Raw genomic sequence first — 25,532 nt, 5'->3', positions numbered from 1 at the left:
GGCGAGTACTAGGCTCCATCATCGTCCGATGAACCCAGCACCCCGCCAGGATCCGAAGACCCGCGTTTCCGCAGGTCAGAACTCTGCAACGTGTCCGAGGAGGGACTTGACCACCTACCACACGCACACGATGATCAACATAGCCGCCTGACCTGCACGTTCTTCCTTGGCTCCGCGACTCCGTTCCGATCGACGGATGCGCCCCCAAGCTAGCGCGACGGGAACGACCGTCATCCTCGCCATATCGGCGTCGCCGCTACCCGCGCCCTAAGGGAACAACGGCTGACCCGAGTCGCCGGTGCCGCGCTTGCGGCCGCGTCGAGCGCTCAGCTCGATGACAGTTGCATCCGGCACCGATGGCTGCTCCCATCTCGTCCATCGCTCAAACCACGACGCGTCGAAACCGGACTGCTCGGCAGCTCGTGCAAAGGACTCGTCTTCAGGGAAGCGCTGACGCACCGCCTTCCCGAGCCACACAGCTCGCTCGTAGCCGACATAGACTGGCTCGCCGGTGTTCCAGCCGCGCGCCGAAATCTACTTATCCCGAAGACTCGGGTGGTGGACAGGTCGAGTGGAGCAGGATGTGACCGAGTTCGTGAGCAACCGTGAAGCACTGTCGGTCGCCTGGCACCGTCGCGTTCGACCGGCTCACCAGGATGATCGGAATCTCGTCAACCCGGGTGGACGTCCCGGGTGCTTACCGAGTTCGCTCTCCATCGGAAGGACAATGCAGCCGAGACGCTCGGCAGCACGGTGACATTCGGGACTCCGGTGTCTCCGCTGATGTCGGCGGCATGAGATGACACTATTTGCTCTTCAGCTCAATCAGAGTTGCCGTTAGCTCATCGATGTTCTTGGACGCAGATTTCACTACCCACATGGGCAAATCGTAGTCAGAAAACCACCACGAAACCGCGCCGGGGTCCGATGGCAAAGAAATGTAGTGACTACTTACAGACTTGTAATCGTAGCCGACATTTATGAGGAGGTTCACGATTCTGGCAAGAGAATCAGGTGTCCCTAGGTCTATGTGACTGTTCGCTTCCGGATCGAACTGGCGGTGACTGGTGTACGTACGTGAGACTGATGTGTCCCTCAACACGAAGTTGTAGATGTTAACGCTAATATGCAGCGAGCCAGCGTTCACCATACCTGTCATCTGGCACCCCTTATCCGACATGAGCCAATCGGTACGTCATCAGGCGAGCATACTGGCGCTACGAGGCGAGCGAAATCAACGCAAACGCGAGGAACCGAGACGCATATCGATACCGAACTATTGGTCGAGCAGATGCGTTATCACGTCGAGGAGCTGCCCCGTCGTCGAGGTTTGCTCGATCAGGTTGTCGACTCTGTTGCCGACTCCAGACGCATGGGCCACCACAGCCGCTGTGCGCCGCTCTAAGCCATCTTCGGCCCTGCCCTGGAACACACCTTGGAGGCGGCGAGCGTTCTGCTCGACGCTCAGGGCGGGGACTCTCCTCAGTCCGCGCACGCGCAAGCGGCGGAACGATGCACCTGCGGGTGGAGTAGCACCCACACCAGGCATTCCGCGTCCTCTGCGAACAGCGCGATCAGGGTGTGTGAGATGAGCGGTGGATCTGGCCCTGGCGGTTCTAGCTGGTCGTCGGCGTCCAGACGTCCGGGGAAAGGTGATCGCGAACGCGTTCAGTGGCGCTTCCGTGCGCATCGTCCATCGTGCTCGGCCTTGGGTGCTCGCCTACGCCTGGCTCGGGTTTCAGCTCCCGCTCCGACCTGGTCATCATCGTCGGCAATCGGGGCTCGCGGTCTCCCCAGACGACACCGAGGGCTTCTGTAGGCTATTCGATGCCGCCTGCGAACCCGGAGTCCAACGGACCTGTGCGCGTGGCCTGATCAGCCTCGTAGCCGTGGTCTACGTCTAGGATCGCAGCCACGTCGATAGCGGGGTGACAACAACAGAAAGGGGTGGGTAGGCATGGTGGCCGTCGGTACCTGGAATCTAGAGAATCTCTACCTTCCAGGCGCAGAGTTTGGCCCAGATGATAAACAGACCTACCACGCCAAGGTGGAAGGCGTTGCCAAGGCCATCGGTGATCTGGACCTGGACGTACTCGCCGTCCAAGAGGTGGGAGATCGGCGGCCCTAGACCACGTCGGGGATCTACTTGATGGGCGGTGGCATACGGCTGTGTCGAGATTCCTGATAGCCGCGGTATCCGCGTCGGCTTCGTGTCCCGCCATCCGTTGACCCTGGTCGCCGATGTGGCCAGCTTTCCGGACACATTGGCAGAATTGCAGGCCGACGATTCGGGCGCCGTGACGACACGCATGGGCCGAGGTGCGCTGGCCGTGCGCATAGAGCCTGCGGCTGAGTTGTCGTTAACACTGGTCACATGCCATTTCAAGTCAAAACTGCTGACCTTTCCGGGCGGCAGGTTCAGCCCACGAGACGAGGGAGAGCGTGCCCGGTACGCGGCATACGCTCTGTATAGGCGGGCCGCTGAGGCGGTCACCGTTCGTGATCTTGCGAACCAACTTATCGATGGCCGCGGCCAGGATCATCCCATCATCGTCCTCGGCGATCTCAACGATGAGCCGCAGGCTGCGACAACTCAGATATTGCTCGGCCCACCAGGCTCAGAGTTCGGCACGGGTGGCTTCAATCGACCAGACCAAGGCGACGCCTGGCGTCTATGGAACCTCGCCCCGTTGCTACCAGCGGACCAGCAGTATTCCCGTGTCTACCGAGGCCGCGGTGAACTTATCGACCACATCCTGGTAAATCAGACCCTTCTCGATCGCATCGAGCAAGTCCGCAGTATCGAAGCCCGGCCACTCCCTTCGATCGAAGGCAACCCCAATCAACGCCGCAACGAACCCGTCTCTGATCACGCGCTCGTGCTCGCCAAGCTCAGCGTCGACTAGAAGAACGACCACGTACCCAGGGCCGCATCCTCCCCAGCACCACCAACTGAAACTCAACCATTACACCGTCCGTTGACACTCCCCACCTCCCCTGTGACTCAGGCTATAGAGGTGTGTGGACGTGGAAACTCATCGCCGCACAGTGATTTAACTGTCGGCACTGCGGCTGTCGGTCGCGCAAACGGGGATGGTGTCAGATGAGCTGGGTGGGCGTTGAAGCTACTACCGATACACGGCGGAATCGACCGATCCTCAGCTGCCTGGCACGTATTCGAAGTGACGATCTGTACTTCTGGGGTTGACCCCGTTTTCGGCGCAGACTGAAGCGGCGCTGTTGGTACCGAGGTTCGAGCCTTCCCAATCCGAATATCACGATCTTAGTAAAACGTTCAGTGGGGATCAGGCGAACTTGCCGGCAGCATGCCGTCAAGATCCAGCAACTGGAGTAAGCCCACGCCGGTTTGACAGGAGGGCAACGTCTTTAGCATTGGTGCTTCGCTGAAGACTGTTGAGCACAGTCTGCTGGGTCTCTGGCGTCCAGAAGATCCTCAGCTGCTCACGTGCCCGGGTGACCGCTGTGTAGAAGATGCTGTGTGTAATGTCGTCTTCGTTGGCATCCGTGATGACGATCTTGACCGAGTCGTACTCAAGACCTTGGGCTTTGTGGATGGAGACGGCATAGGCCACCTGGAACGGTACGGATGTATTGACAGAGTCGTCGTCCTCGTCGCTAGTGTCGTAATCGTAGACGGAGAAGCGCACGGTTGAGCCCTGGACCCACTCCAGTTCTCCGCCGCCGACGTCGAATTCCGTGAGCGGTCGATCGAGCTCGACGTCGAACTGGATTTGGCCCGGGGCGAGAGCGATATCGACGATCCAGCCTTTCAGGTTGTTGTAGATCACCGGCCGAAACCGCTCGGTATCGTTGAAGAGGATAGGATCGTCGACCTTGTAGCTGGAGGCACCCCAGGTGATCGCCGGGTTCGGATTGCCGCTCTGGAGGAATCGGTTGACGTTGTTGATGCCGTAGAGGCCGTCGTAGTTGAGACACAGGATGATTTCGTCCTGCCGTTGAGCTTCGAACAGCGACTTGTCAAGTGTGGTCGAGTAGCCGTTGCGGGCGATAACCTCTGCGATGTCGTCCTCGGTGTTCCGAACCTTGTCCCAGAAGCCCAGGAGGGACTCGCTAGTGGTCCGGAATGGCGTCGTCAGCTCGAACACCGCCGTGTCCGGGATGAAGGAGCGGATGATGCTGAACCAGTTGCCGAACTGGATGGACTCGATCTGGTAGACGTCACCGACCAGGACGATCAGCTTGAACGAAGTCTTCTCCAGCACTTTGAGCAGGTCGGCATTGCTGACCGTGCTGCATTCGTCGATCACCAGCAGGTCGTACTCGGGATCCGATGCCATTCGGTAGATCTGGCTACTGATCGTTCGGAAGATCGAGTTCTGTGCGGTCACTTTGCGCTCGAGATTGTCCTTCGCAGGGTTGGTGTGCGCCAGGAAGAGCTTCGACTTGTCGTTGAAGTACTTGGCGATATGGTCGACCATAGTCGACTTTCCTGTGCCGGCCGCACCGTAAATCAGGGCGACGCGTGACTGGCTGAACAGCAGCTTGAGCGCGTCCTTCTTGCCCTCATCATCGATGCCACGAAGCGCTGAGCCGAGCCAGCCCTCGACCGCAGCTGTGTAGCCGTCGATTCCGGTGTCGGCGTACTCCTGCAGCTTTTTGAGGATGGCGACGGTGTCATCCTCGTAGCCACGGATGAAGACGTGGCCCTTGTCGTGCACCAACTGGCGGTTGGTGTGCTTATAGTAAAGCTTGTCGTTGTAGGTGGAGATCAGCTTGGTGACGTCTCCGAACGCTTCGAGGTCGGCGACGGGCGTGTAGAGCATCCCATGGGTCTCGACGTTGTTCCGTACCCGCCGAGCGAGCAGCTCGTGTTCTCGGCCGGTCGAGTCGAGGCTTTCGGCGAGATCCCCGTATCGCGGGTTGTGTCCGAGTAGTGAGGTGCAGAATGGCATGGTGTCAAAGGGGATGCAGCCGTACTGTAGGTTCAGTCTGGACAGGCGGCCGCACTTCTCCCAGCTATACTGCGACTTGATCAGCTCGTTGCGCATCCAGAGCATGAGATACCGGATGATGTTGTGCCCCGGAGCGGCCGACCGCACGATGCGACGCGCCTCATCTAGCGCTGGGAAGATCTGCGGCCTAGAGACCCGAGCTGTACCGTCGGCCTTCGTCGCTTCGTATGTGTCGTCCGACATGTCGACGAGGTCGAGCAGGCTGCCGGAGCCCACGGTCAGCCCTCTCATCAGGTAGCGGTACTCGGCGGAGTCAGCCCGAACTCTGGTGGTAATGCCAAAGAGGCGTGCGAAGTTGTCAAACTCGCACGGGCGGATCGAGACTTCCCACTCGCTGATGATCGTGATGGGCATCGTCCGGTCGAGTACGTCGATCGAGTCGCTCTGAATCGTCAGCATGGCTGAGTACTCATCGGTCATGTCGATGTCGGTGAAGGCGACGATGCGGTCGAACTTGCTCACCCTGTTGATGGCTCGGTAAAAGGTGACCTCGTAGTAGATGCGCCCCCTTACGAAGAACGGGCGCGTCGTGTGGATATAGTATCGGTCCCGCGATCCGCTAACCGTTCCTGTCGAACGGAGCGCATCGATCCGAGCGGCGATCTTCTCGTGGTACTCGCGCAGCGACGGGTCGAGATCGACTGGGAACGACTCCAGGTTGGCGAGCACCTCGATCCCGCAGCTGTCCTTGAGCAGCGACCGCATGCGCAGGAGGTACTCGTAGTACTTGAGCATCAAGCGTTCGGAAGCGTCCCCGTTCAAAGTGTAGTGCGAGGCGCTCGCTTTGAGAAGCTTGTGGAACCGGCTCAGAAATCTGTATTGGCCCCTTGACCTAAGGAAGGTAAGTCCGGGCCCGATCGCTGAATAGTTGTACTCGGCGTCAGAAGAACCCAACTGGAAGCGTACGGCAACTCCCTCAACCAAGTTCCGGAGCTGCGCGAGGATGTTCTGCGAAAGCAGTGCGCGCTGCTCAGTGAGCGTCTCGATATTCTGGCAGATCGCCTCGTCCGCGCTGTGGATATGCTCGCCGACTGTGGTCATCCCGCGCTCACCTTCACTCGCAGCCCTACGGGGTCGCAACTGCCGCAATACGTGGCGACAGCGTTACCCAACACGTACCGGGAGACAATCTACATAACGGACACGTACGGTATGCCCGACGAGGTACACCTACAGTCAGCGCGGCTGGACATGAACACCCTTGTTCCATCGCCAGCTGCCTTGATGGCAGTCCGTGACGGCCGGATCGAGCTCTTCCGCGCCTGGCAGGTCCCCCTGACCCGCTACCACGGCACGGCTATCCCGACTTCCTGGACCAGCACAGCGACCGCAACGGCATGACCAGGTCGAGAGTCGGATGCCTAGATGGGCTTATCCGGTTCGGGAGGCGACCAGCGGAAGTCCACCCCGAGAAGCTGGGACAGGGGCCACTGGCCGGCCCACACTGAGCCCCACCCCGCTAGAGTAGTGTCTTCCGTGCCGTCATGCTCGACGTGTGCTCTCGGCGGGTGATCGATCGACTCCTTACCGGCCGCCGTGCTGATGACTAACGCCATGGGCATAGCTACACCTAGATCCTAGCGACCCAACTCCGTGGAACGCGGGACAGCCCAGAGGCTTTTGGCTGATGATTGATCGAGTCGGTAGGTTGACGAGTGTGACTGAAGACCACGTCTCGAAGGCCAGTGCTGAGTTCAAGCTCAGCATCACCCGCGCTCTAGCCGATCAGCTGTTGGAGAAGCTCGCGAATCTTGATCCAGTGCCGCTCACGAGCGACAACTTGGAGGCACTTCAGCCACGCCCTGGAATCTACGAACTCTTTCTGAACGGTGGGGACGGCAGCAAGGAGCGTGTCTACGTCGGCAAGGCGAGCAAGGAACTGCCCAGCCGGCTCGACAAGCACCGCCGCAAACTGTCGGGTCGCGCTCATATCAATCTCACCGACGTCCACTTTCAATGCCTCTACGTCGATGAGGACCTTGAAGCGGCGGCACCTGAAAAGATGCTGATCAACCGCTACCGTGCGGCGGGGGTCGTCCCGTGGAACACCAACGGTTTCGGTAACAACGATCCTGGGCGGAAGCGGGACCATTCGTTGGTGAAGGCCAAGCACTTTGACGCACTGTATCCGGCGAACCTTGATCTGATCCTCGACGGCGCGACGCTGCCACCAGGTGAGTACACGATCAAGCGGTACCTGAAGGCGGTGAAGACCGCGCTGCCATTCAACCTGCGGTACGAGGAGAGAACCGCATCCGCGAAGGACTACACGCAGCACAAGGTCGAGGTCCCCGAAGAGCCACTGACAGCACGAGAATTGATCGCGCTGGCGATCGACGCTCTGCCGGAGGGATGGCAAGCCACCGCGCTGCCGGGCTACGTGATCCTGTACTACGAATCGGATGACTATGAGAGCGCACGCTACCTATGGCGCAAGCAGGACGGCCGCGCCCATGAGCTGGCAGGCAAGAACTTGCGGGATGAGGACGGCGAGGTTGAAGAAGAGGAGTCGAACGACGAGTAATCGACCGCTTGGCAACGCTCGCGCGACCTACCGACGGTGTGTCGCACGTGCGTCCGACCAGTGACCGCGGTATAGTCCCGCGCGTGATCGAGGATACCGCTCAGTCTGATCTGCCCGTATCGAGCCCACCCGAGATCGGAACGAGCATCGAACTGTTCACCGGAGGTGGTGGACTGGCACTGGCGATGCACAACAGCGGGTTCCGTCATCTGGTTGCCGTCGAGCTGGAGCGCCGAGCGTGCGAAACGCTGCGGGCCAACATCGCCGAGGCCTTCAACCCCGAAGTCCAACAAGCCGAAACGCTAGACTCCCCCTGGCCGCTGATCGAGGACGATATCCGGAAGGTGTCGTTCGGTAAGTGGCGCGGCGACGTGGACGTGGTGGCGGGCGGTGTGCCGTGTCAGCCGTGGTCCCTTGGAGGAGTGCATAAGGGATACGAAGACGCGCGGAACCTATGGCCTGAGTTGTTCCGTGTGATTCGCGAGACCCAGCCACGCGCGGTCGTGGCCGAGAACGTCAAGGGCCTTCTCCGGCCGTCATTCAAGCCCTACTACGACTACATCCTTAACGAACTGCGCGCACCGTTCGAGGAACGCGCCACGAGGCCTGGTGGCGAGCGCGAGGACTGGCACGCGCACGACAAGCGCCTGCGCAAGGCACTCGACAAGGATCGCGTCGATCCCACCGAGCGATACGACGTCAAATACTTCTTAGTCAACGCTGCGGACTACGGCGTGCCGCAAGTACGCTGGCGCGTGTTCGTCGTGGCCTTCCGAAGCGATCTCGGACTAGCCGAGTGGGACTTTCCCGAACCCACTCACTCCGACGCCGCGCTTCTGCAGGCCCAGGCCGATGGTTCCTACTGGGAAGAGCATCGGGTCGCGAAACGCCACCGCTACACCCCCGATGTATCTGCCAACGACGCCGAGACCGCTGAACGAACACACCGCTGGCAAACCCTGCGCGACGCGATCACGAAACCCACAAAGCTCGGAGAACCGAAACACGAGAAGATCGAACATCCAGAGAATCGATACCTCCACCACTACGGGTGGCCGGGCGCGCGAGAGTATCCAGGTCACACCCCGAACCTCCTGGATCGGCCCGCTAAGACGATCAAGGCAGGAGTGCATGGTGTCCCCGGAGGGGAAACCGTGATGCGCAAGTCAGACGGGTCGATTCGTTACATGACAGTCCGGGAAGCAGCGCGAGTAATGACCTTTCCAGACAACTGGGAACTCGCCGGACCACGCGGCGAGAAAATGCGCCAGCTCGGCAACGCCGTTCCCGTGCGCCTCGGACAAGTCGTGGCCGACGCGGTCGCGGCAGCCCTACGACCCCACCTGCGAGAACATGCCGAACAGTGAGTAAGCACCCCCTTTGGAAAGACACACGGCCGCCGGACACCGCGTGGAAAGCGCCCAAAGGGCTATCCCAGGCCGAGCGGGTAGCTGAGCAAGACCACGCGGCTGGTGGTCGTGACGCGCGCGAAGTTCGGCTCTCCGACGGCCGATGCGCGCACGCATCGATCGCGCTTCGCGTTCTCCGGCGGGGACGGCGGATCTATGCCTATCTGCGCTGGTCGGTCGGCGGCAAGACTCGCGAACGGTACGTAGGGGAGGTCGAACACCAGACCCGCAGAGAAAACTTAGCCCAAGCGTGGCAAATCGCCCACGAAGCCAGCTTGCTCTCCGCTGAGTCGGCGACATTCGGAGATGAGTGAAACACACCATGGCGAGTTCCTGGGCTTCGAGCGCCAACTCGCGCGCGGTCATGCGGGCGAACCGAGGACGTGACACGCGTCCGGAGAAGGCACTTCGCTCCGCCGTGCACGCTCTCGGTTTCCGCTATCGCGTCAGCATCCGACCAATCAAGGGCGTGCGCCGCACTGCGGACCTGGTGTTTACCAAACAGAAGGTCGCGGTCTTCCTCGACGGCTGTTTCTGGCACGGATGCCACGAGCACTACCGACCAGCGACCGGCCCAACCTCCGAATTCTGGAACAACAAAATCGCGGGCAATCGACGACGAGACGCCGACACCGACCAGCGCCTCCAGCAAGCAGGCTGGGAGGTAATCCGTGTCTGGGAACACGAGGAGCCCTCCCAGGCGGCGCGCCGCATCACCGAACGAGTCCAAGCCAAGCGTGCCGACTCACGCGGAGCCACATAGCCACTCTGACCTGTCGCGTGCGCACGTTGACATCACATGAGCATTCAAATCTTCTCGCACACCTCCCCTGTGACTCAGACTTTGGAGGTGCGTGGACGTGAACGCTGGACAACGCGACATGGTACTCACGATCGGTACCCTGCGGCTGTCGGTTGTGTATGCCGGGATGGTGTCGGATGAGTCGGGTGGGCGTCGATGCCAGTACCGGTACATGGTGGAATCGACCGATCCCGAGGCTCCGGGCGCCTATTCCAATGATGATCTTTTCGCCGGTGTCGGCGACCCCGTAGACGCCGAGCGGGCGATGCGGGCATTGAGCTCGTACTTATCCGCTGCCGGGGAGGCTTTCGGTCTGCGGTTCGCGTACCCGGGTCGGGAGTTCGAGAACAAACGCATGTTCCCGGAGTGGGTGGATGAGGCGGCTTACCAGAACGCTGAGGAGTTGGCCACCCTAGCGTTGAACGACGAGGAACTCATTCCCGACGAGACGACGCCGCCACACCACGAGCGCTACATCAGTGTGGTGTTCCATCAAGGCGATGACGCAGAGGAAACATTGCGGATCCTCGACGAACAGGGCCTGCAGGCGGCCTTGGAACATCTCGCACGGTGGGATTTCGGCGATGAGACCGAGTACGCGGCCGAGGCCAACGGCTATGTCTACGACGCGCCGCCAACCGGTGATGCCGACCGTGAGTACACCGATGGCGAGTATGTGATGAGCTACAGCCACGCCTTCGGCCACGTCGGCCTGGTCCGTAAAGTCGAAAAACCCGCCAGCGGCGTCGACATGCCGGAGACAACGTTGCAACAGCGAAGTCCACGCCGCTCGTCATCGGATCGGAGCGCGTGGACAACGCCTGCCGAGCCACACCTCCCTCCTGGGCTGGAACCACCAGGTCGCTGATCGGTCAAGCAGCCTTCGCCGCTGCTGGTCACGTTGATCCCGGACCGAGTTTTCGTCCCGGTGCCAGGTGTACAGCCAGGCGCCCGGATCGAGAACGATGTCATCTCGATACCAGGTGCCAAGGCGGTCTCGTGCCTGCGAGCACTCACGTTGGTTCGGCTCTTTGCCACCGGAACGGGTCGGCGAGAGTACAGACGCTAGCGTTCCTCTTCGTCTCCGGGCACCGGCCCGTCATGCAGCAGTTGGTGGGCTCTCTGGTGCGAGACGCCGAGGATGGTGCCGATGTCGCGCAACGACAAACCAGCGTCGGCGAGGAGACGAGCCACGACACGGCTCTCGGTGGCGGCGGTGCGATTGGCCCACGATGCGGTGCGTCGCAGTTCCCGTGTTCGAGTGATGTGCTGCTCGACGGCATGGGGAAGCACAGGCCGCACATCAACGACAACCTCGTCGGGGAGTGGGCCAAGACGGGCGGCGATACCGAACCGTTGATGCTCAGCCGCGTGGGCTAACAACCGGACATCTGAGCGCACGTCGGGGTGCTGGTGGCAGTGGACCAGCCAGCGCCTGCCTTGCCGAACAGCGGTGCTGGTGAACCTCCACCGACGTGGTTGCTGCTTCGAACTCCCTGAGGCGATAGGACGAGAGTGTTCAGTCATCGCCACCACGCCCTACATCGCCACCCTGCCCTTGCCATTCCGCTCTTGACCTACGTGAGTCGTCACCCTGGCCGGCAGAGCGGATGACGTAGGTGCCTTTCGCTGGCAAGGTGACGACGAGGCCACGCTCACGCAAGACCTCAGTCGCACGACGCACAGTCCCAATTGACACGCCGTGCTCGGATGCGAGGTCACGCTCACCCGGTAGTCGGGCACCGGGTGGAAGCGTGCCATCGTCGAAGCGAGCGGCAAGGTAGTCGGCGAAGGCAAGGAATAGATACTCCAGACCCGCCTTCTCGGGATCGAACTCCGCAACCATGACTACCGACTCGCGTACGATCGGCGGGCCTGCACCAGCAGCGTGGCTAGGAGTTCGACCTGTCGCCAGTCGAACACCAAGCGCTCCTGACCAGCGGCCAGTTCCAGGCGGCGCTCACCGACGCCGGTGCTGATGACCGCGACGCTGACGAAGCTGGGGTTGCGTTCTGATCCAGCTCTGGCCTCACCGAGATAGCGTCGGCACGGCCCAAGATGGAACTGGAGCTCGTCGCACCAACGAAGCTTCTGACAAGGCTGAGTGCGGGTATTGAGGCTGGTCGAGGCGTGCGTGAACGGGTTAGGTAGCGTACCCATCGGGTCTCCTCCTGTTGCGGCAGGTAGGGGATCAAGGGGCCGTCGTGGAGTGCCAGCTCCCGGCGGCCCCGCCTGGCAAAATGAAACGTGTCCGGTTAGTTGATCAGCTCCCTTCACTCACTGACTGACGAACGTTGGCAAAGTCGTCATGCTGGGCGTGGCCAGGCCGCGCGACGCGGGCGGTGACGAACAGGGCAAGGCTGACGGGGACGAAGAAGGCGAACTTCAACCCGTTCCAGATAAACAGCCCCGTGGTCGCGTACAGCCATTCCGGTGCGCCACGATCCACGAGCACGGTGCAGACGGCGGCGGCATACATGTAGGCGCCGCCCAGGAGCAGCGCAATCAGGCTGGCTGTGAGGTCTCGCCGCGTGCGCAGGTGTGCGAGCAGCACGTTCGACGGTGCGTGGGTCAGCAGCTGGCAGTAGCCGCTGCCGAGGCGGCTGATCAAACGGAACATCGCGGGTGTCCTCCCACCATCGAAGACGGTGCCAACTACTGGGATGCGGCCCCATGAGTTGAAAGGACGCCCGAGGATCCGGGGTTCGCCGCCCAGGCTCAAACTGGGTCGGAAAGACATTACTGCCGCAACATCCACGTTACGCCGGATCGGCCGCCATCGCCATCGATACCATCGGCGTGGCGGCTGTCAGGATCGCCCCGTGCGCACACCCCGATGACTCATATGCCCCGTTCCATCACCGGCCGAGCGGGCGGCTCATGACTGACGGCAGGTCGCTGGGCTGTGCCGTCGTGTGCGAGTCGGCGTGCGCGTTCCACCGCTGCGCGGGCATAGGCCGTGTCGGTGCGCGAGGGTTCGCTTGTCGCGGTTGCGGCCCCGAGGAGATGCGCATCAGTGATGCCGTAGCGGTCTCGGTAGGCAGCGAGTGCGACGACGGCGCGGTGCCAGGCAGCCCGCCGCCGCGGCTCGCGGGGTTCGTTGCCGAGTTGGCGCACCCAACCCGCCCGCTCCTTCATGGCAGCCCGAGCAAGCGTGTGTGCCCGGCGTTCAATGATCCGGTGCCGTTCATCCAACGCCTGCCGCGCCGACGCGTCCATGGGGCCTAGAGCTGCGGGGATGAGGCCAGCAATCAGTTCCGGCGGACGCTGGCGACCGGTGTGCCGCAGTGGAGCCGCGACGATGAGGCGTCGGTGCAGCACGGCTGCGATGTCGTCGGCGTCGTCGAACCCTTTCCGTGCGACGAGCCGTGGCAGGAGCGAGTCGACGTCGTAATGGTGGGCTTCAGCACGACGCAACGCCGCAGCCAGCGGTCCAAACGCCTCCGACGCAAGAACCGCCTCCACCTGCTCAGACGTGAGCCCGCACGATCGCACCAGCCTCACCCAGCGTCCGCGCTGAGCCTCCGCGGCGATGGTCTCGTACTCCGCGGCCAGCTGCCCGATGCCCGTCCAACGCTCGTGCTCAGCCCGGAGCGTCTCATGTGCGGACAGCTCCGCGCCACGGCGTGCCAGCACACCCTCCAGGACTGTCGTGGCGGTGACCTCGTCGTCGCTGACCGGCTTCTGGTGCTCTTCCAAGTGGGACTGATCGGTGGCCACATAGGCGGTGTTGCAGGCGCGGCCGCGGGTCATCGCGACGTAGAACGCCTCACGGGTCATCGACGGCGAGGCAACCACGGCGTGGGCCGTGTCCACCGTGAGACCTTGCGCCCGGTGCACCGTCACCGCGTAGGCAAGTTCGACGTGCTCACTGACATAGCTCGCCGGCAACATCACACTCAAACCAGGGCGTCCAGCGCGGCGGACGACCACGGAACCGTCGCCATGAACGGCCGTGACCGTCCACCGGTCGCCGTTCTTCACCCACCCCCGCCCGCACGCCAACCTCCTATCGTTACGGCGGCTGACCACCAGATCACCGACACTGGCCCGCGTGCCATCGTGCAGGCCCACCTCCGACGTCGTGGCGACCTCTCCAGCGACGATGCGGTCCAGTCGCGCCCGCGCGTTGAGGGTGGAGACTGTGTCGGTGGTTTCGGCGATCATGATCGACGTGTGCCCAGCATCGAGATCGTTGCGCCAAGCGCTGTAGGCGGCGTCCAGAATGTCGTCGAGCTCGCCACCGACGACACGGCCACGCTGGTCATACATCTCGACGACGGTGACATCGCCGCAGCGTAGCCCCAGTGACGCTGACCGTTCCCACGCATGGTGGAAGCGGCGCACGCCGGTCAGCTCGGCGACGTCGTTGCCGCGGTCACGAACCAACAACCCGAACACGCCACCAGCATCGACCGCGGCAAGCTGCGCCCAGTCCCCCACCAACAGCACCTTCGCCCCCACGTCAGCGGCTTTGGCTGCGATGGTATCGAGCGTGAACGTTCCCGCCATCGACGCCTCATCCACAATGATCAGCTGTCCTCGCTGCAGCGGCCACCGCCCGGCGGTGTGCTCGCTCAACCACTTGGCGGTGTTCTCGCACGCCACGCCGAGATCAGCGGCAAGCACCTCAGCTGCTGCGGCCGAGGGCGCCAACCCGACCACCGACCCGGCGCCATGCCTCGACTCCCACGCCCGGCGCATGCCCCGCATCGTGGTGGTCTTTCCGGCTCCGGCCGCGCCTACAAGCACGTCCACAGTCCGCCCGGAGGTCACGATCTTGGTGATCGCGTCCACCTGGTCCGTGTCGAAGGCGGCGCCGTCGCGGAGGTCTCGACGTGCACGCGGCCGGCCGTCAACCACCCTTGCGCGCGGTGCAGTGGTGGCGCGAGCGTAGTCCAGAAGCCGGTCCTCGGCGGCCAGCAGCTCCGCCGAGGTGAACACCTCGCCGTGTCGTGGCCGGAACACCGACGTGCCATCCGCGCGACGCCACGGCTCCGGGGACGATGCCACCTCCGGTGGGGTAACCCGCAACGAGAAACGCTCGGCCGCATCAACCACCCGTGCGACGGCAGCCTCCCGGTCACTCGTGCTGGCGAAACGCACGTGCATCAACGTGCGCGACGCTTCAGCGTGCAAGTTCCACCGCGTCCACGTGGCACGCTTCTCCCCCACCGCACGCACGATCTGCGCCGCGAATGCACGCACATCGGCATCGGCAACCTGATCCGCACGCCTCGTCCTCGTGTGCGTTGACGACGTGCCACACACGTCGCGCGCCAATGCTCCCGCTTCCACGCCGAGCACGGCAGTGGCGCGTCGTCGCCAATCGCCGGTCAACTCCGCCAGCGAGCGCACTGTCTTCTCCGGCCGCGTCGCCAGTGTCGCCTGTGCCCGCAGCCGGATCACGACATCGGTGCTGGGGCGACGCCCGTGCGTCTCAACGTAGTCGGCGATGAGGCGGTCGGTTTCGGCGTCGATCTCGCCACTACGGGACGAGAAGGCCGCCACCAGCTCATCCGGCACACCGGCGATCTCCCATGCCGGGTTGCGGTCCCGCCCACGCGAGCGCGCCTGCCACGTGATACCCAGCTCACGGGTGAGGCGATCAGCCAGCAACGCGTTGTAATGCTCCGACAACGCCACCACCGCCGCATGCAACGGCCTCCCGTCCAGCGTGCGCCATGCGCCGTCACGAACGGTGTGCACCTTGTTCGACACGACCACGTGCGTATGCAACTGCGGATCACCCGCACGCGAGTCGTAATGGTCAAACGCCGTCGCCACCACCCCGGTAACCTCGGCCCGCGCAACAGCTCCGTCCGGGCCTGCACGCCCGACACGTGTTGCCGCGACTTCCCGCTCCAGCAATGCAACTGTGTCAGCGATGGCAGCATGGTGCGCACGTACGATGCGTGCTTGCGTCGCCGCGTCACTGACAGCCCACAGCACGCTCACGCTCTTCGGCACCGAAAACGTCAAGTCGTATCCAGCCACCGCCCGCCGACTCCCCCGACCAGACTCCTCGGCCTCAATCGCCGCGACGGCCCCGGCCCGTTCATATTCGTTCAGGGCGGGGTCCAGACGAGCGATGCGGTCGTTGACACGGTTCTGCGCTGGTGCGAACGCCGGAAACGCCCGACCCAACGGATCACCAGTGACCGGATGCCTCCCCTTCCCCAACAGAAGCCTCAACTGCTCCTCAGCCACTACATCCCCTGCCGTGATTCCGGAAGCGAGGCTGCATACGCCGCTGCCCAGCCACCACCCCGGCGGCGTGCCCTTCTCCGCGTAGTACCGAACCAACGGCTCGGACAGACGCCGATTACCGTCACCAGCCGCCACCGACCTGAGGAGGTAGCTGTAGCCGCTCCCGGCAGCCATCACCCGCATCGAGACCGTCACACCCGTCAGGTGCGCCACCGGGCCTCGGTTGCAAGAGGTGTCTAAAGATCAATAATCAAAGCAGCAACGATCAGTGCAACCCACGGTGAGCGTGAGAGCCCGATACGGGGTGTCAAGCGCGCCGACGAGACTCGGCGCGAACGCCGAACAAGTGGCCAAGAGTGCGTAAGTCGACAGACACTCAGCAATGCGGACAGGTCGGGCTCCATGGCGCTCACCACCCCGAACCAAAGGCTGATCAGCACGGCTGCGGCGGCTGATCAAAGACAACACCGCTAGTGCACAGGATCACCAGAACGCGCGCAGCTACCGATCGCAAGTAGACCTAGCGTATTTTGTCACTTCGCCCAGAGGCCTCTTCCTGGGGCACGCAGAGTTGCGTGTACCGATTCGTCCGCCGTTGGGGCTAGTCTCTGGTGAGGTGCTCAAGCTTCGGAGGGGAGCGAGACTCTATGCCAGACGCCGATCCCCAGCAGGGCGACGTCTACAAGGCAAGCCCAGCGACATCCATTGACGGTGACGTCCACGGAGATCGGTACAGACCTGTCGCGGTCGTCGAACGGCTGCCGCGCACCGCGACGTGTCTCTCGCGGACCACACACCCCGAATCCGGCGCCAAGATACTGGAGTCGGACAAGAATGAAGAGATCGGCCTCTCGGAGAAGGGCTGGTGGACCAACCGTCATCAACGGTCCGTCCCTCGCCGATTTTGGGGAACGAGGGACTTCGTTTATGCTGGTCAGCTGCCCAACTCCGAGGCGGCTGAGTTGGCACGGTTCTGGGAGCTTCTCGGGATGCTCGGCAGGAGGAACGCATGACCTCAATTCCCACCCTCCCGCCCACCGAGCCAACCGACGGTTCCCGCGCCACGCCTCCGACGGAACCCGGTCAGCTGTGGGCCGTCTCATGGGGCGGCGAACCGCTTGGACTCGTTCTCGCAGCCATCGCGTACGACGCCTACTTCATCGCCTGGCCCGTCACCGACGAGAGCGTGACACCGTCGGAGCCGTGTTTCAAGCTGGCCACAGTAGACGCAAAGCTGGTCTGCTGGCCCGAGGTCGAAACGGGGATGTCAAACGCCGTACTGGAAAGCTACCTCGGGCAGCCGCTGACTGGTCGGGAAGTGCGCGAGATCCGGGCCTGGGTTCGGGGCGACGACCCCGTGGAGAGACTCGACGTGTACCCCGCACGCGCCGATGACGACGCGGAGGATGCTCTGGCACTCGTTTGCAATACCACCGCAGCTTGGGGCGAGTTGGACTCGCCTGGCTTGGAAACGACTGGCGGCGTCCTGAGCACCGACTTCGTCGATTCTCACGGTGTCGACGCGGTCAGACTCAACCAGGTGCTGGGAGGCGTGGCCGCAATCACCCGGGACACGCTGGCGCAGCGAAGACTTCTGGATACCAGCCAGGCCTCTGCGATCGCCGACGCGTTCGGAGCGCCCGTCGACCATGTATGGTCCCCGCCTTCGGGGCTGGAAGCCGTGCTGTTGCGAACCCCTGAGATGAAGCAGGAAGTCGTCGAGACTGCCCGCTCCGTCGGCTCGTCCGAGGATGAGGTGCGCGCCAAGGCGTGGGAGGCGTCCCTGATCGCCGCCCGCCAAGAACGGCAGTCCCATGATGCGGTCCGGGAGCGGGTCCGGCACGCACTCAGGTCAATGCGCAGTGAAAAGTAGGCGCCGATGCTGCCTGACCTAACAGCCGAGGCATGGTTCGGTCCCGAGCCAATAGCTGCCGCCACCGATCATCTGCTAGAAGCCGCCGAGGCGCTGCGGCCTGGAGTGCTCGACCAGTGCCGCTGGGATCCACGCGGTGCACTTGAAGCGGTGCCGGGCTTGTCGATCTACGAGGACTTATCGCTGCGTCCTAGCGTATGCCCAATCGACGGGACGTACGACCCGGCAATACGGTCGATCAGATACCGTCCAGTCAGCGCTCGCCGTGATCGCTTCACGTTGCTCCACGAATTCGGGCACGACCTGCTGGCGGTCGACACCGATTGGTCACTGCGCGTGGCACCCGCGTTAGACAAGCTTCAGTACGGTCGGCAAGTCGAGGAGAAGATCGTCAACCGATTCGCTTCCCGAGTCCTCATCACCGACCAAGAGGCGGCGAAAGCATTCGCGCACGGCGTGACGGCTGAGGCCGCGGCGTCTCTGTACGACATCGGAACCGCATCCGCAACGGCCTGCCTCGTTCGTTCCCTGGGAGAACCAGGGCAGCGGATGGTAATACTGGCCGACTCGGCCGGTCGGTCATGGTTCACCGAGAGCAACGGGGATCCCTACGCCCCATCCCGCAATGTCCGGCAGCCCGTGATCGAGAAGGCCGCCCAACGGGCGATCGAGACCGGCTCCGGAACGTTCAGCGGCGCAGGGCTCGGTGAGATCAAGTACAAATCGGGCAAGACTTTCTCCGACCTGCGCATCGATGTGGCAATCCGCGGCGGCATGGTCTTTGCGGTGGTTACAGCCCTACCGCGGGATCTGCGGGTGTCAGCCGGGTTCTCCGAGTGGCACGTCGAATGCCTAGCTGGCTGCGGCCACAGCTTCACCCAAGAGGAATCACCCAGAGTATGTGAGGAATGCGGCGAGCCGAAGTGTCCCCGGTGCCGCGAGTGCGAATGCGACGTCAATAAACAGGAATTCTGCTCCAACTGCTTCATGCTCTTGCCGAAGGCGAGAAAAGGCCACGAGCTCTGCGAGAACTGCGAGTGAGTGGACCCGGCGACCCTGGACGGCCCGATGTCGATCGCGAGCATTGGCTCATCAATGAGAGCACGATCTCGTTGCCCGGCTAGTAGGCGCTGCCTCCTACCCACGATCTGCGGCTCGAACGACTAGGCCGTATCCCACAGGACCTCGACTGGCCAAACTCCGTCAGGATCGTCTTGGCCCGGTCTCGTTGCGTGAGTTCAGACAGCCCGGCGGCCAGTCAGTCTCGTCCAACCGAAGGCTGCACGCACGGTCGCGGTGCACACGCCCGATAAGGATGCGCCACATCGCTGCGTACGACGTTGGTGACGTGCCGGGATCTCCAGGTGCGATCAGCGAGATCGGAGGTGAGATCTGGATCCCTGACGTCGGTTGTGAACGCAACGATTCTGGCCCTTCATCGAAGGGCGATGAAGACTGTCGCGGCGATGATCGTGCCTAGAATGGCGCCGGCGAGAACTTGCGCGGTGGTGTGGTCGCGCAGTCGGATACGCGACCATCCGGTGGTGACCGCGATGATCGCGCTGGCGGTGAGTGCGGGCCCGAACACGATGGTCAGGATGGTGGCCGTGCCGGCGGCAACCGCGGTATGAATCGAGATCTTCCATCTGAGTGTGATGGTCGTAGTGACGACTAGGCCGGTGAGCATGGCGACGAGCAACGCGATCAGCTGCTGTGGCGCCCCGAGGATCGCGAGGGTGAGCAGCCCGCCTGCGGCGGCCGCCGCGGCGACAGCCAGCGGGAGGAGCCGCTGGGCGCGGTCGGGAATGTGGGGTGAGCTGAATCGGCCTCGCCGCACGGCGTAGAGGACCCACGTATAGGGGAGGACGCCAACGAGGAGCGCGGCCAGGGTGCCCCAGCCGAGGCCACGGATGGCGGATGTGTCACTGGCGGCACCGATGATGGGTAGCACGCCGATCACGAGGTGTGCTGGTGCGAAGACCGTGGTCAATACGGTGGCGAAACGCTCTGACCGTGCAGGAGCGGTGTCGACCCGGCTCATGTGCTTGTCTTCCTCGCGTCGGTCATGTCGTCTATTCTGTCGGCGACGGTCTGAACGATTGACCACGATCTGGCGATACGAGTCAGGACGCGCGCCTCGTCGGTGACCGTCGCGCCGCCGCTGATGCCGACCTGAGAGTCGGCGCTGGGCTCAAGACCTCGGAGTTTGGCGCGTCGACCCGTTTCCAACCAGGCGGCTTCACCAACAAGGTCTGGATCTCTCCTCGTGATTCGACGGGCTTCACGCACGGCCAGGCCACGGTGGCCGGGATTGGCGTAAGCGCGGGCAGCCAGCATGCCGTCGCGGATCTCAATCACCCGCCGATAGAGACGAAGCTCGACGTCATACGGAGTCGGTCGTCCCGTCGCGCCGAACGCGATCCCAGGCTCGCCCCGAAGGTACGCCTGCCACACCGGGTGCAGCCGACGGTAGGTGGTGTAGGCGATGATGTGCCGGATCACCGGCCAGCGGACAGCGATCGGCCACAAGCAGCCGACAACGAAGCCGAAGACTGTGAGCGCAAGCAGCAATGCCTGCACTGTCTCCATGAGGTCTGCATGGTCCGACGTGAGACCGGCAGTGGCGGTGACGAGGTAGACCGCCTTGTTCAGGCAGTACGCCATAGCGATAAGCGCGCCGGCGCCCATCCACAACACTCCTGTCCGTAGCGCACCCGGTGGGAACGTGTGTAGCGCCGAGATCGCAACGCGGACGATTCCCACGACGACCACGGCGAGTACGGCCAGGTAGGCCGTCCAGTAGGCCAGGAGCACGGGTTCGCCGACGGCTGCGTTCGTGAGGCCGGGCAAGGGCTCGCCATGTACGGGTGCCAGGAGGAACATGCCGATCATGGCGCAGACCGCAGTCAGCGTGATAGCGGCGCGGCGGGCACGGTGTGTAGCTGCCTCAGGTTGCGGCAGCGCGATGTGGCGGGCGACTTCCCAGATGGCACTGGCGGCGAGCACCACGGTGATGTGTTTAATCAGATGGACGGTATTCGCGCCGACGATCCGTTCCTGAAGATATGCCCCGACCGCAGGGATCTCCAGGGTGCATCCGATCGCAAGGACGATCAGTCCGACCAGGAAATGACGTTGTGCGGCGTTCTTTACCGGTACAAGTAACCTGACGACGACCGTGATCCACAACAGGACGGCTGGTATCACGGTGTAAGCGCTCATGACTCTGGCTCGAAGACGTCTGCGGCGCGAGCGACGTCGCGTTCGGCATCCATGTGGTCACGACGTCGGACTTGTGCCCCGATCAGTCCAGCGAGCATCTCTGCCTGCCGTTCTTCAACCGAGGTGTAGGAAGCGCGGGCAAGCATCGAGGCGATCATTCCTGGGTCGAGATCAGGCAGCAGGCTGGTCTGTAACCGTTCGGAGCGGTCTTGCTTCGTGGTGTGGCCGAAGATCATGTGGGCGAGTTCGTGCAGGACGATGTGTTCCTGGTGGAGTTGAGAAGTCGCGGACTGGTGGAATACCCAGTCGGTGTCCGCGGTCGCCAGCCACATCCCGCACGGAGAGTCGGCGCCGTCGGGCATCGGCATCAGTCGGATGGGCTTGCCGCGCTCACGTGCCAGGGTGGAACAGAACGCATCGATCGTGAACGGTTCGGGCAGGACGAGTCGGTGTAGTTGTTCGTCACAGGCCTGCCTGATGCGACGCAGATTCACGTCCCCACCCCGCGGATCGCGACTAGATACCCTCACCATTCATTATGCCTTTGGTCAGGCTTTTTGTCATGATAAAGCTCTTTTCAAGAGCAAGGGCTTGTCTAGTCGTCGTCTGGCAAGCCCTCCATCTTTCGCGTGTTCTCGACGACGTTCTTGACCATCTGGAGCGCGGCATCGGATAGCCCGCTGGCACGTAGGGCGATCTCGCGGACGTCGGCGTCGCGCATCGCGGCCAGCAGCTCCAGTTGAGAGGTGACTTCGTCAGCGTCGTCGTCGCCAAGCAGCCATCGCGTCGGGACGCCAAAAAACCTGGCCAGAGCCTCAAGGTGCCTCACGGAGGGGTTGACCTTGCCGCCTTTGCGGAGTTGCCATAGGTAGCTGGCGGAGATGGTCACATCGTCTGGCGAGTCGTTGATCGCCTGCGCGACTTCACGGTAGGTGTACTCGCCTCGCCCCCGGGGACGGACAGTGGCAAAGAGGTAGTCAAGCCGTTCGGCCAGCGTGGCAAGCCGCGGCGATTCAGACTGATTCACGGCCCACCTCCCTGACGCTGCGATGGATTGGCTGACGTCTCAGATCATGCCACGCCTCCCAGGAATGACTCATCCTTCTCCAAAATTCGACAAAGCGCTTGACCAAGCTGCCGACGTCGACGCATTCTCGAGACTGTTCACATCAGTAAACATACCATGACGACGTGGTCTACATGAACAAACAGATCGTAGATGGGCGGCACACACGCGTCGCGGCCTATGCCCCACCGAAGGACGGCGCGCGCCGGAGAGCATCCGGCCAGTGCGTCACCAGTAGATGCCGCACACGCCATCGCCACGCGTCACACGGGTCGGCCCGGCGGTGCGCGCACCTAGCGGGCATGAACGACCAACGAGTCCGCAGGTCGCGACAAGAGAAGCTGGATGAACTCAGCGAGCGGCTCGAAAGAGCTGTCGAGGAGCTGGTCACGGGTGAGCAGTGGCGGCGTGCGATGGTGTTCGCGGCCCGGTTTCGGTCGCGGTCGTTCGCCAACACCCTGCTGATTCTCAGCCAGCATACGGATGCGTATGAACAAGGTCGCGTCCCGGATCCGTTCCCGTCGTACGTGGCGGGATTTCGTCAGTGGCAGCAGCTGGGCCGGTCAGTGGTGAAGGGCCAGGCAGGCTACATGATCTGGTCTCCGGTCAAGGCGCGGTTCGCTTCACCACAGCCGGACGATCCGAACTCGTGGCGAAGGCTAGGCCGCTACGAGCGGCCCGATCCGGGCGAAGCGGTCCGTCGCCGGGTCGTGGGGATGAAGCCTGCGTACGTGTGGGACGTCTCGCAGACCGCTGGCGAGCCGATCCCGGAACGCCCCGAGCCCGCAATGCTGCAAGGGCACGCTCCAGAAGGCTTGTGGGACGGGCTCGCCGCACAGGTCCGGCGGCTCGGATTCGCCCTCGACGACGCTCCCGACGCTGCAGCGCTAGCAGGCGCGGACGGAGTCACCCGCTTCAACGACCGCGCCGTGGTCATTCGCTCCGACATGAGTGAGGCCGCACGGGTGGCCACGCTCGTTCACGAACTGGCCCACATCATGCTCGGCCACGGTCCTGGCGATGACCGGCATCGTGGTATTCGCGAAGTGGAGGCCGAATCGACAGCCGCCATGGTGACAGCCAGCTTCGGCCTCGACACACAGGCGAACTCGATGCCCTACGTCGCGGGCTGGTCGTCGACCGTCAACGGACGCGATCCGGCCGACGTGGTGCGAACCACCGGCGAGCGTGCCCGCGCAACAGCATTGTCGATTCTCGACAAGCTGCCCGAGGCGCCGCTGGGTGATGGCACTCCACCGGGCGCGCAGATGACCCAGCCGGACTTCGACACCCCTGGGGCGATCGCGGCGACTGGTCCAGAGGCGGAACGCGCGGCAGTCCGGGCGGAGATGTGACATGCTCACCCACGCCACCCTGCTGCGCAGAATCGGGGATCTGAGTCTGAGCTCTGCGGCCGAGGCCTACGCGGCCGTCGGAGTGCCGGTATTTCCCTGCATTCCCGGAGGCAAACGCCCACTCACCCGGCACGGGTTCCACGACGCTACCACCAGCCAGGCACGAGTACACGCATGGTGGCAACGGTGGCCAGAGGCAAATATCGGCCTGGCCACCGGCAGCCGCAGCGGGTTCGACGTTGTCGACGTCGACGTGCACCCCTCCGGGTCAGGATTTAGGGCTTTTCGCTCGGCGTGCCGGGCGGGGCTGGCCGACGGCTGGGCGTGCCTGGTCCGCACACCATCGGGCGGGCTTCACGCGTATTACCCCGGCACTGCGACGCAGAGGTGCTGGTCGCTGGCCAGTGCACATATCGATTTCCGTGGCATCGGCGGGTACGTCATCGCCCCACCCTCCACCGTTACAAACGACGACGGGAGCCACCGCTCCTACCTGGTCGTCGCCATCCGCCATCGCGCACAACCGGTTGACGGCGAGGCCGTATGGGCGTTGCTCGCTCCGCCGATGCCGACGCACGATTCGACCAGCACGCCACCTCAAGCGGACGCGTCGATCGAACGGATCGCGGCCTGGGTGGCCGTGCAGCCGAAAGGAAACCGGAACTCCGCGCTGTACTGGGCAGCGCACCGCTACGCCGAGCACGGCGTGACCGAGGCAAGCGCCCACCGATCACTGGGCGCGGCAGCCCAACGTTCCGGGCTCGATGCGACCGAAGCGCACGTCACGATCCGCTCGGCCTACCGACGACACTTTCACAGCCCGCCACAGGCGGTGCACCAGCACGAGATCTCGCCGCCAGTTCTGATGCCATGACTCCCCTGCACCCGCCTAGGACCGACATGCCAGCACCTGCGGTGGCGCGCTGGGTCGTGGCCACTGCCGTCGCTGGCACGATACTGATCGCGCTCGGGGCGTTCTGGCTCTCCTTCGCCACACTGACCGATCTGGCGGTACGCTCCGGCATCGATGCCAGCCGGGCATGGACATGGCCACTCATCGTGGACGGCATCATCGTCGTCGCGACCATCTCCGTCGTCGCCCTGACCCCGTTCGGACCACGAGCAACCCGATACCCGTGGATGTTGCTCTTCGCCGGAGCCACCGTGTCCGTGACCGGAAACGCGCTGCACGCGCTCGTCGCCCGCCATGCGGAGGCGCCCGGCGTATTGCCGGCTGCCGTGTCCGCGGTGCCGCCGCTGGTACTGCTGGCGATCACACACCTCACCGTCGAGCTGACCCGCCGCACACACAGGTCCACGGCCAACGCGCAGTCGTCGAGCGGTCCTCCGTCCACATGTGCACTCACACCGATCAACGCTGACACCGCCACCAACGCGCAAGCTGAGCGGCACGGCCAACCCAACGGTGCCCGCCGCCGCAAGGCACACGAGCTGCGCCGCGTTTCTGGCTGGTCCAATGCCCAGATCGCCGACCACCTCGGCGTTCATCCGTCGACGGTCAGCCGCTGGCTGAATACGTCCGCGCCCGCGTCGCACGGATCGGCGCAGGCAAACACCAGAACGGCCCCTGAAGGGAACGCTGCACGCCCTGTCAGCCATGAGCATCGACGCGAAGACAAGGGGAACTAATGAGCACGCACACCGTCCCTGACCCCGTACACGACCCCGTCGACACCGACGCCTCGGCGGGTGGTCACGCGTCGGACCTTGAGTCAACGGCCACCCAGGCCAAACCCGCCGTGGTCCTGGCACGCCACGGTGACCCGTCGCTGCGGCACGCCGTCAACCGGAACAAACACTCCACCTGGGCGCGACAACTTGCCGATCTTCGGTGGGTGCGCGCGAGTGAGGTTCTCCACCGTACCGACGACGTCGTGGCAAGCCGCGCCGTCCGGGCTCATTTCAAGCTGAACGTGCTGGCACGCCGCAGTGCTCGGGCTGCGGCCCGGCTGGCCAAACTGCGACGCGAGCGGGCAGCCTCACTCGGCCCGGCCGAACTTGTCGATCAAAGCAGTGATGCACCGGCCGTCGAGCGGTCCACGCCGACCCTCTGAGC

23 protein-coding genes are annotated in these 25,532 nt (G+C 63.5%); 13 read left to right on the top strand and 10 right to left on the bottom strand.

Annotation, left to right across the window (positions count from 1 at the left end; translation table 11 throughout):
- Positions 1-538 precede the first annotated feature (538 nt).
- Positions 539-655 (bottom strand): ImmA/IrrE family metallo-endopeptidase, encoded by a 117-nt coding sequence (locus DPM12_RS24310; RefSeq protein ID WP_425467594.1) that lies wholly within the window; start codon positions 653-655, stop codon positions 539-541.
- Positions 656-2,156: 1,501 nt separating this feature from the next.
- Between DPM12_RS24310 and DPM12_RS13235 the strand changes: the two genes are divergently transcribed.
- Positions 2,157-2,906, top strand: coding sequence for an endonuclease/exonuclease/phosphatase family protein (locus tag DPM12_RS13235; protein ID WP_211658946.1), 750 nt, complete (start codon positions 2,157-2,159; stop codon positions 2,904-2,906).
- A gap of 426 nt (positions 2,907-3,332) precedes the next feature.
- Here the strand turns inward: DPM12_RS13235 and DPM12_RS13230 are convergent, their stop codons facing one another.
- A complete protein-coding gene (locus tag DPM12_RS13230; RefSeq protein WP_112258790.1) occupies positions 3,333-6,035 on the bottom strand; it encodes an ATP-dependent DNA helicase in 2,703 nt (900 codons plus the stop codon).
- Between the two features lie 616 nt (positions 6,036-6,651).
- Between DPM12_RS13230 and DPM12_RS13220 the strand changes: the two genes are divergently transcribed.
- The 5 genes from DPM12_RS13220 to DPM12_RS22820 all read left to right on the top strand — a co-directional run bounded on the left by DPM12_RS13220 (position 6,652) and on the right by DPM12_RS22820 (position 11,109).
- Positions 6,652-7,518, top strand: coding sequence for an Eco29kI family restriction endonuclease (locus DPM12_RS13220; protein ID WP_158542884.1), 867 nt, complete (start codon positions 6,652-6,654; stop codon positions 7,516-7,518).
- An 83-nt stretch (positions 7,519-7,601) separates the two neighbouring features.
- Positions 7,602-8,885, top strand: a complete 1,284-nt coding sequence (locus tag DPM12_RS13215) for a DNA cytosine methyltransferase (RefSeq protein WP_211658945.1) — start codon at positions 7,602-7,604, stop codon at positions 8,883-8,885.
- Positions 8,886-9,249: 364 nt separating this feature from the next.
- The gene (locus DPM12_RS13210) at positions 9,250-9,690 is read left to right on the top strand and encodes a very short patch repair endonuclease (RefSeq protein ID WP_112258787.1); all 441 of its coding nucleotides are present in this window, start codon (positions 9,250-9,252) and stop codon (positions 9,688-9,690) included.
- A 97-nt stretch (positions 9,691-9,787) separates the two neighbouring features.
- On the top strand, positions 9,788-10,597 hold the full coding sequence (locus tag DPM12_RS13205) for a hypothetical protein (protein WP_123788446.1): 810 nt from the start codon (positions 9,788-9,790) through the stop codon (positions 10,595-10,597).
- Positions 10,598-10,830: 233 nt separating this feature from the next.
- Complete coding sequence (locus DPM12_RS22820) at positions 10,831-11,109, top strand: hypothetical protein (RefSeq protein ID WP_123788445.1); 279 nt, start codon at positions 10,831-10,833, stop codon at positions 11,107-11,109.
- A 139-nt stretch (positions 11,110-11,248) separates the two neighbouring features.
- On the opposite strand, the gene DPM12_RS24305 is transcribed toward DPM12_RS22820, so the two are convergent.
- The 4 genes from DPM12_RS24305 to mobF all read right to left on the bottom strand — a co-directional run bounded on the left by DPM12_RS24305 (position 11,249) and on the right by mobF (position 16,113).
- Positions 11,249-11,575 (bottom strand): winged helix-turn-helix domain-containing protein, encoded by a 327-nt coding sequence (locus DPM12_RS24305; RefSeq protein ID WP_112258784.1) that lies wholly within the window; start codon positions 11,573-11,575, stop codon positions 11,249-11,251.
- 2 nt (positions 11,576-11,577) lie between these two features.
- Positions 11,578-11,889, bottom strand: a complete 312-nt coding sequence (locus DPM12_RS13190) for a hypothetical protein (RefSeq protein ID WP_112258783.1) — start codon at positions 11,887-11,889, stop codon at positions 11,578-11,580.
- Between the two features lie 103 nt (positions 11,890-11,992).
- Complete coding sequence (locus DPM12_RS13185) at positions 11,993-12,349, bottom strand: sulfate permease (protein WP_112258782.1); 357 nt, start codon at positions 12,347-12,349, stop codon at positions 11,993-11,995.
- Positions 12,350-12,570: 221 nt separating this feature from the next.
- Positions 12,571-16,113, bottom strand: coding sequence for a MobF family relaxase (mobF, locus tag DPM12_RS13180; RefSeq protein WP_245951269.1), 3,543 nt, complete (start codon positions 16,111-16,113; stop codon positions 12,571-12,573).
- Between the two features lie 473 nt (positions 16,114-16,586).
- Here mobF and DPM12_RS13175 point away from each other — a divergent pair, with 473 nt between their 5' ends.
- Genes DPM12_RS13175 through DPM12_RS13165 form a run of 3 tightly spaced genes read left to right on the top strand, consistent with a single transcriptional unit; the run spans position 16,587 to position 18,853 of the window.
- Positions 16,587-16,952, top strand: coding sequence for a hypothetical protein (locus DPM12_RS13175; RefSeq protein WP_112258781.1), 366 nt, complete (start codon positions 16,587-16,589; stop codon positions 16,950-16,952).
- Positions 16,949-17,812: a hypothetical protein gene (locus DPM12_RS13170; protein ID WP_112258780.1), complete on the top strand. Its 864-nt coding sequence runs from the start codon at positions 16,949-16,951 to the stop codon at positions 17,810-17,812. Before DPM12_RS13175 ends, DPM12_RS13170 begins: the two co-directional genes overlap by 4 nt.
- 6 nt (positions 17,813-17,818) lie before the next feature.
- Positions 17,819-18,853 (top strand): ImmA/IrrE family metallo-endopeptidase, encoded by a 1,035-nt coding sequence (locus DPM12_RS13165; RefSeq protein ID WP_112258779.1) that lies wholly within the window; start codon positions 17,819-17,821, stop codon positions 18,851-18,853.
- Between the two features lie 394 nt (positions 18,854-19,247).
- On the opposite strand, the gene DPM12_RS13160 is transcribed toward DPM12_RS13165, so the two are convergent.
- The 4 genes from DPM12_RS13160 to DPM12_RS13145 all read right to left on the bottom strand — a co-directional run bounded on the left by DPM12_RS13160 (position 19,248) and on the right by DPM12_RS13145 (position 22,061).
- Positions 19,248-19,853, bottom strand: coding sequence for a phosphatase PAP2 family protein (locus DPM12_RS13160; protein ID WP_112258778.1), 606 nt, complete (start codon positions 19,851-19,853; stop codon positions 19,248-19,250).
- On the bottom strand, positions 19,850-21,034 hold the full coding sequence (locus tag DPM12_RS13155) for an MAB_1171c family putative transporter (RefSeq protein WP_112258777.1): 1,185 nt from the start codon (positions 21,032-21,034) through the stop codon (positions 19,850-19,852). Before DPM12_RS13155 ends, DPM12_RS13160 begins: the two co-directional genes overlap by 4 nt.
- Positions 21,031-21,528, bottom strand: a complete 498-nt coding sequence (locus DPM12_RS13150; protein WP_112258776.1) for a hypothetical protein — start codon at positions 21,526-21,528, stop codon at positions 21,031-21,033. Before DPM12_RS13150 ends, DPM12_RS13155 begins: the two co-directional genes overlap by 4 nt.
- A 101-nt stretch (positions 21,529-21,629) precedes the next feature.
- Positions 21,630-22,061: a helix-turn-helix domain-containing protein gene (locus DPM12_RS13145; RefSeq protein WP_112258775.1), complete on the bottom strand. Its 432-nt coding sequence runs from the start codon at positions 22,059-22,061 to the stop codon at positions 21,630-21,632.
- Between the two features lie 341 nt (positions 22,062-22,402).
- Between DPM12_RS13145 and DPM12_RS13140 the strand changes: the two genes are divergently transcribed.
- From DPM12_RS13140 to DPM12_RS13125, 4 genes are read left to right on the top strand one after another with little or no spacing between them, the layout of a single operon-like run.
- The gene (locus DPM12_RS13140; RefSeq protein ID WP_112258774.1) at positions 22,403-23,455 is read left to right on the top strand and encodes an ArdC-like ssDNA-binding domain-containing protein; all 1,053 of its coding nucleotides are present in this window, start codon (positions 22,403-22,405) and stop codon (positions 23,453-23,455) included.
- Between the two features lies 1 nt (position 23,456).
- Positions 23,457-24,329 carry a bifunctional DNA primase/polymerase gene (locus tag DPM12_RS13135; protein WP_112258773.1) on the top strand — a complete coding sequence of 291 codons (873 nt, stop codon included), beginning with the start codon at positions 23,457-23,459 and terminating at the stop codon, positions 24,327-24,329.
- A gap of 26 nt (positions 24,330-24,355) precedes the next feature.
- Positions 24,356-25,105, top strand: a complete 750-nt coding sequence (locus tag DPM12_RS13130) for a DUF2637 domain-containing protein (protein WP_170313700.1) — start codon at positions 24,356-24,358, stop codon at positions 25,103-25,105.
- On the top strand, positions 25,105-25,530 hold the full coding sequence (locus DPM12_RS13125) for a hypothetical protein (RefSeq protein ID WP_112258772.1): 426 nt from the start codon (positions 25,105-25,107) through the stop codon (positions 25,528-25,530). The genes DPM12_RS13130 and DPM12_RS13125 overlap by 1 nt, the downstream gene beginning before the upstream one ends.
- The last annotated feature ends 2 nt before the right edge of the window (positions 25,531-25,532 follow it).

Origin of the sequence: Phytoactinopolyspora halophila, from assembly GCF_003287285.1 — a bacterium.
GTDB lineage: Bacteria > Actinomycetota > Actinomycetes > Jiangellales > Jiangellaceae > Phytoactinopolyspora_A > Phytoactinopolyspora_A halophila.
The sequence above is the reverse complement of the archived record's forward strand: the minus strand, read 5'-3'. Positions and strand labels throughout refer to the sequence as shown.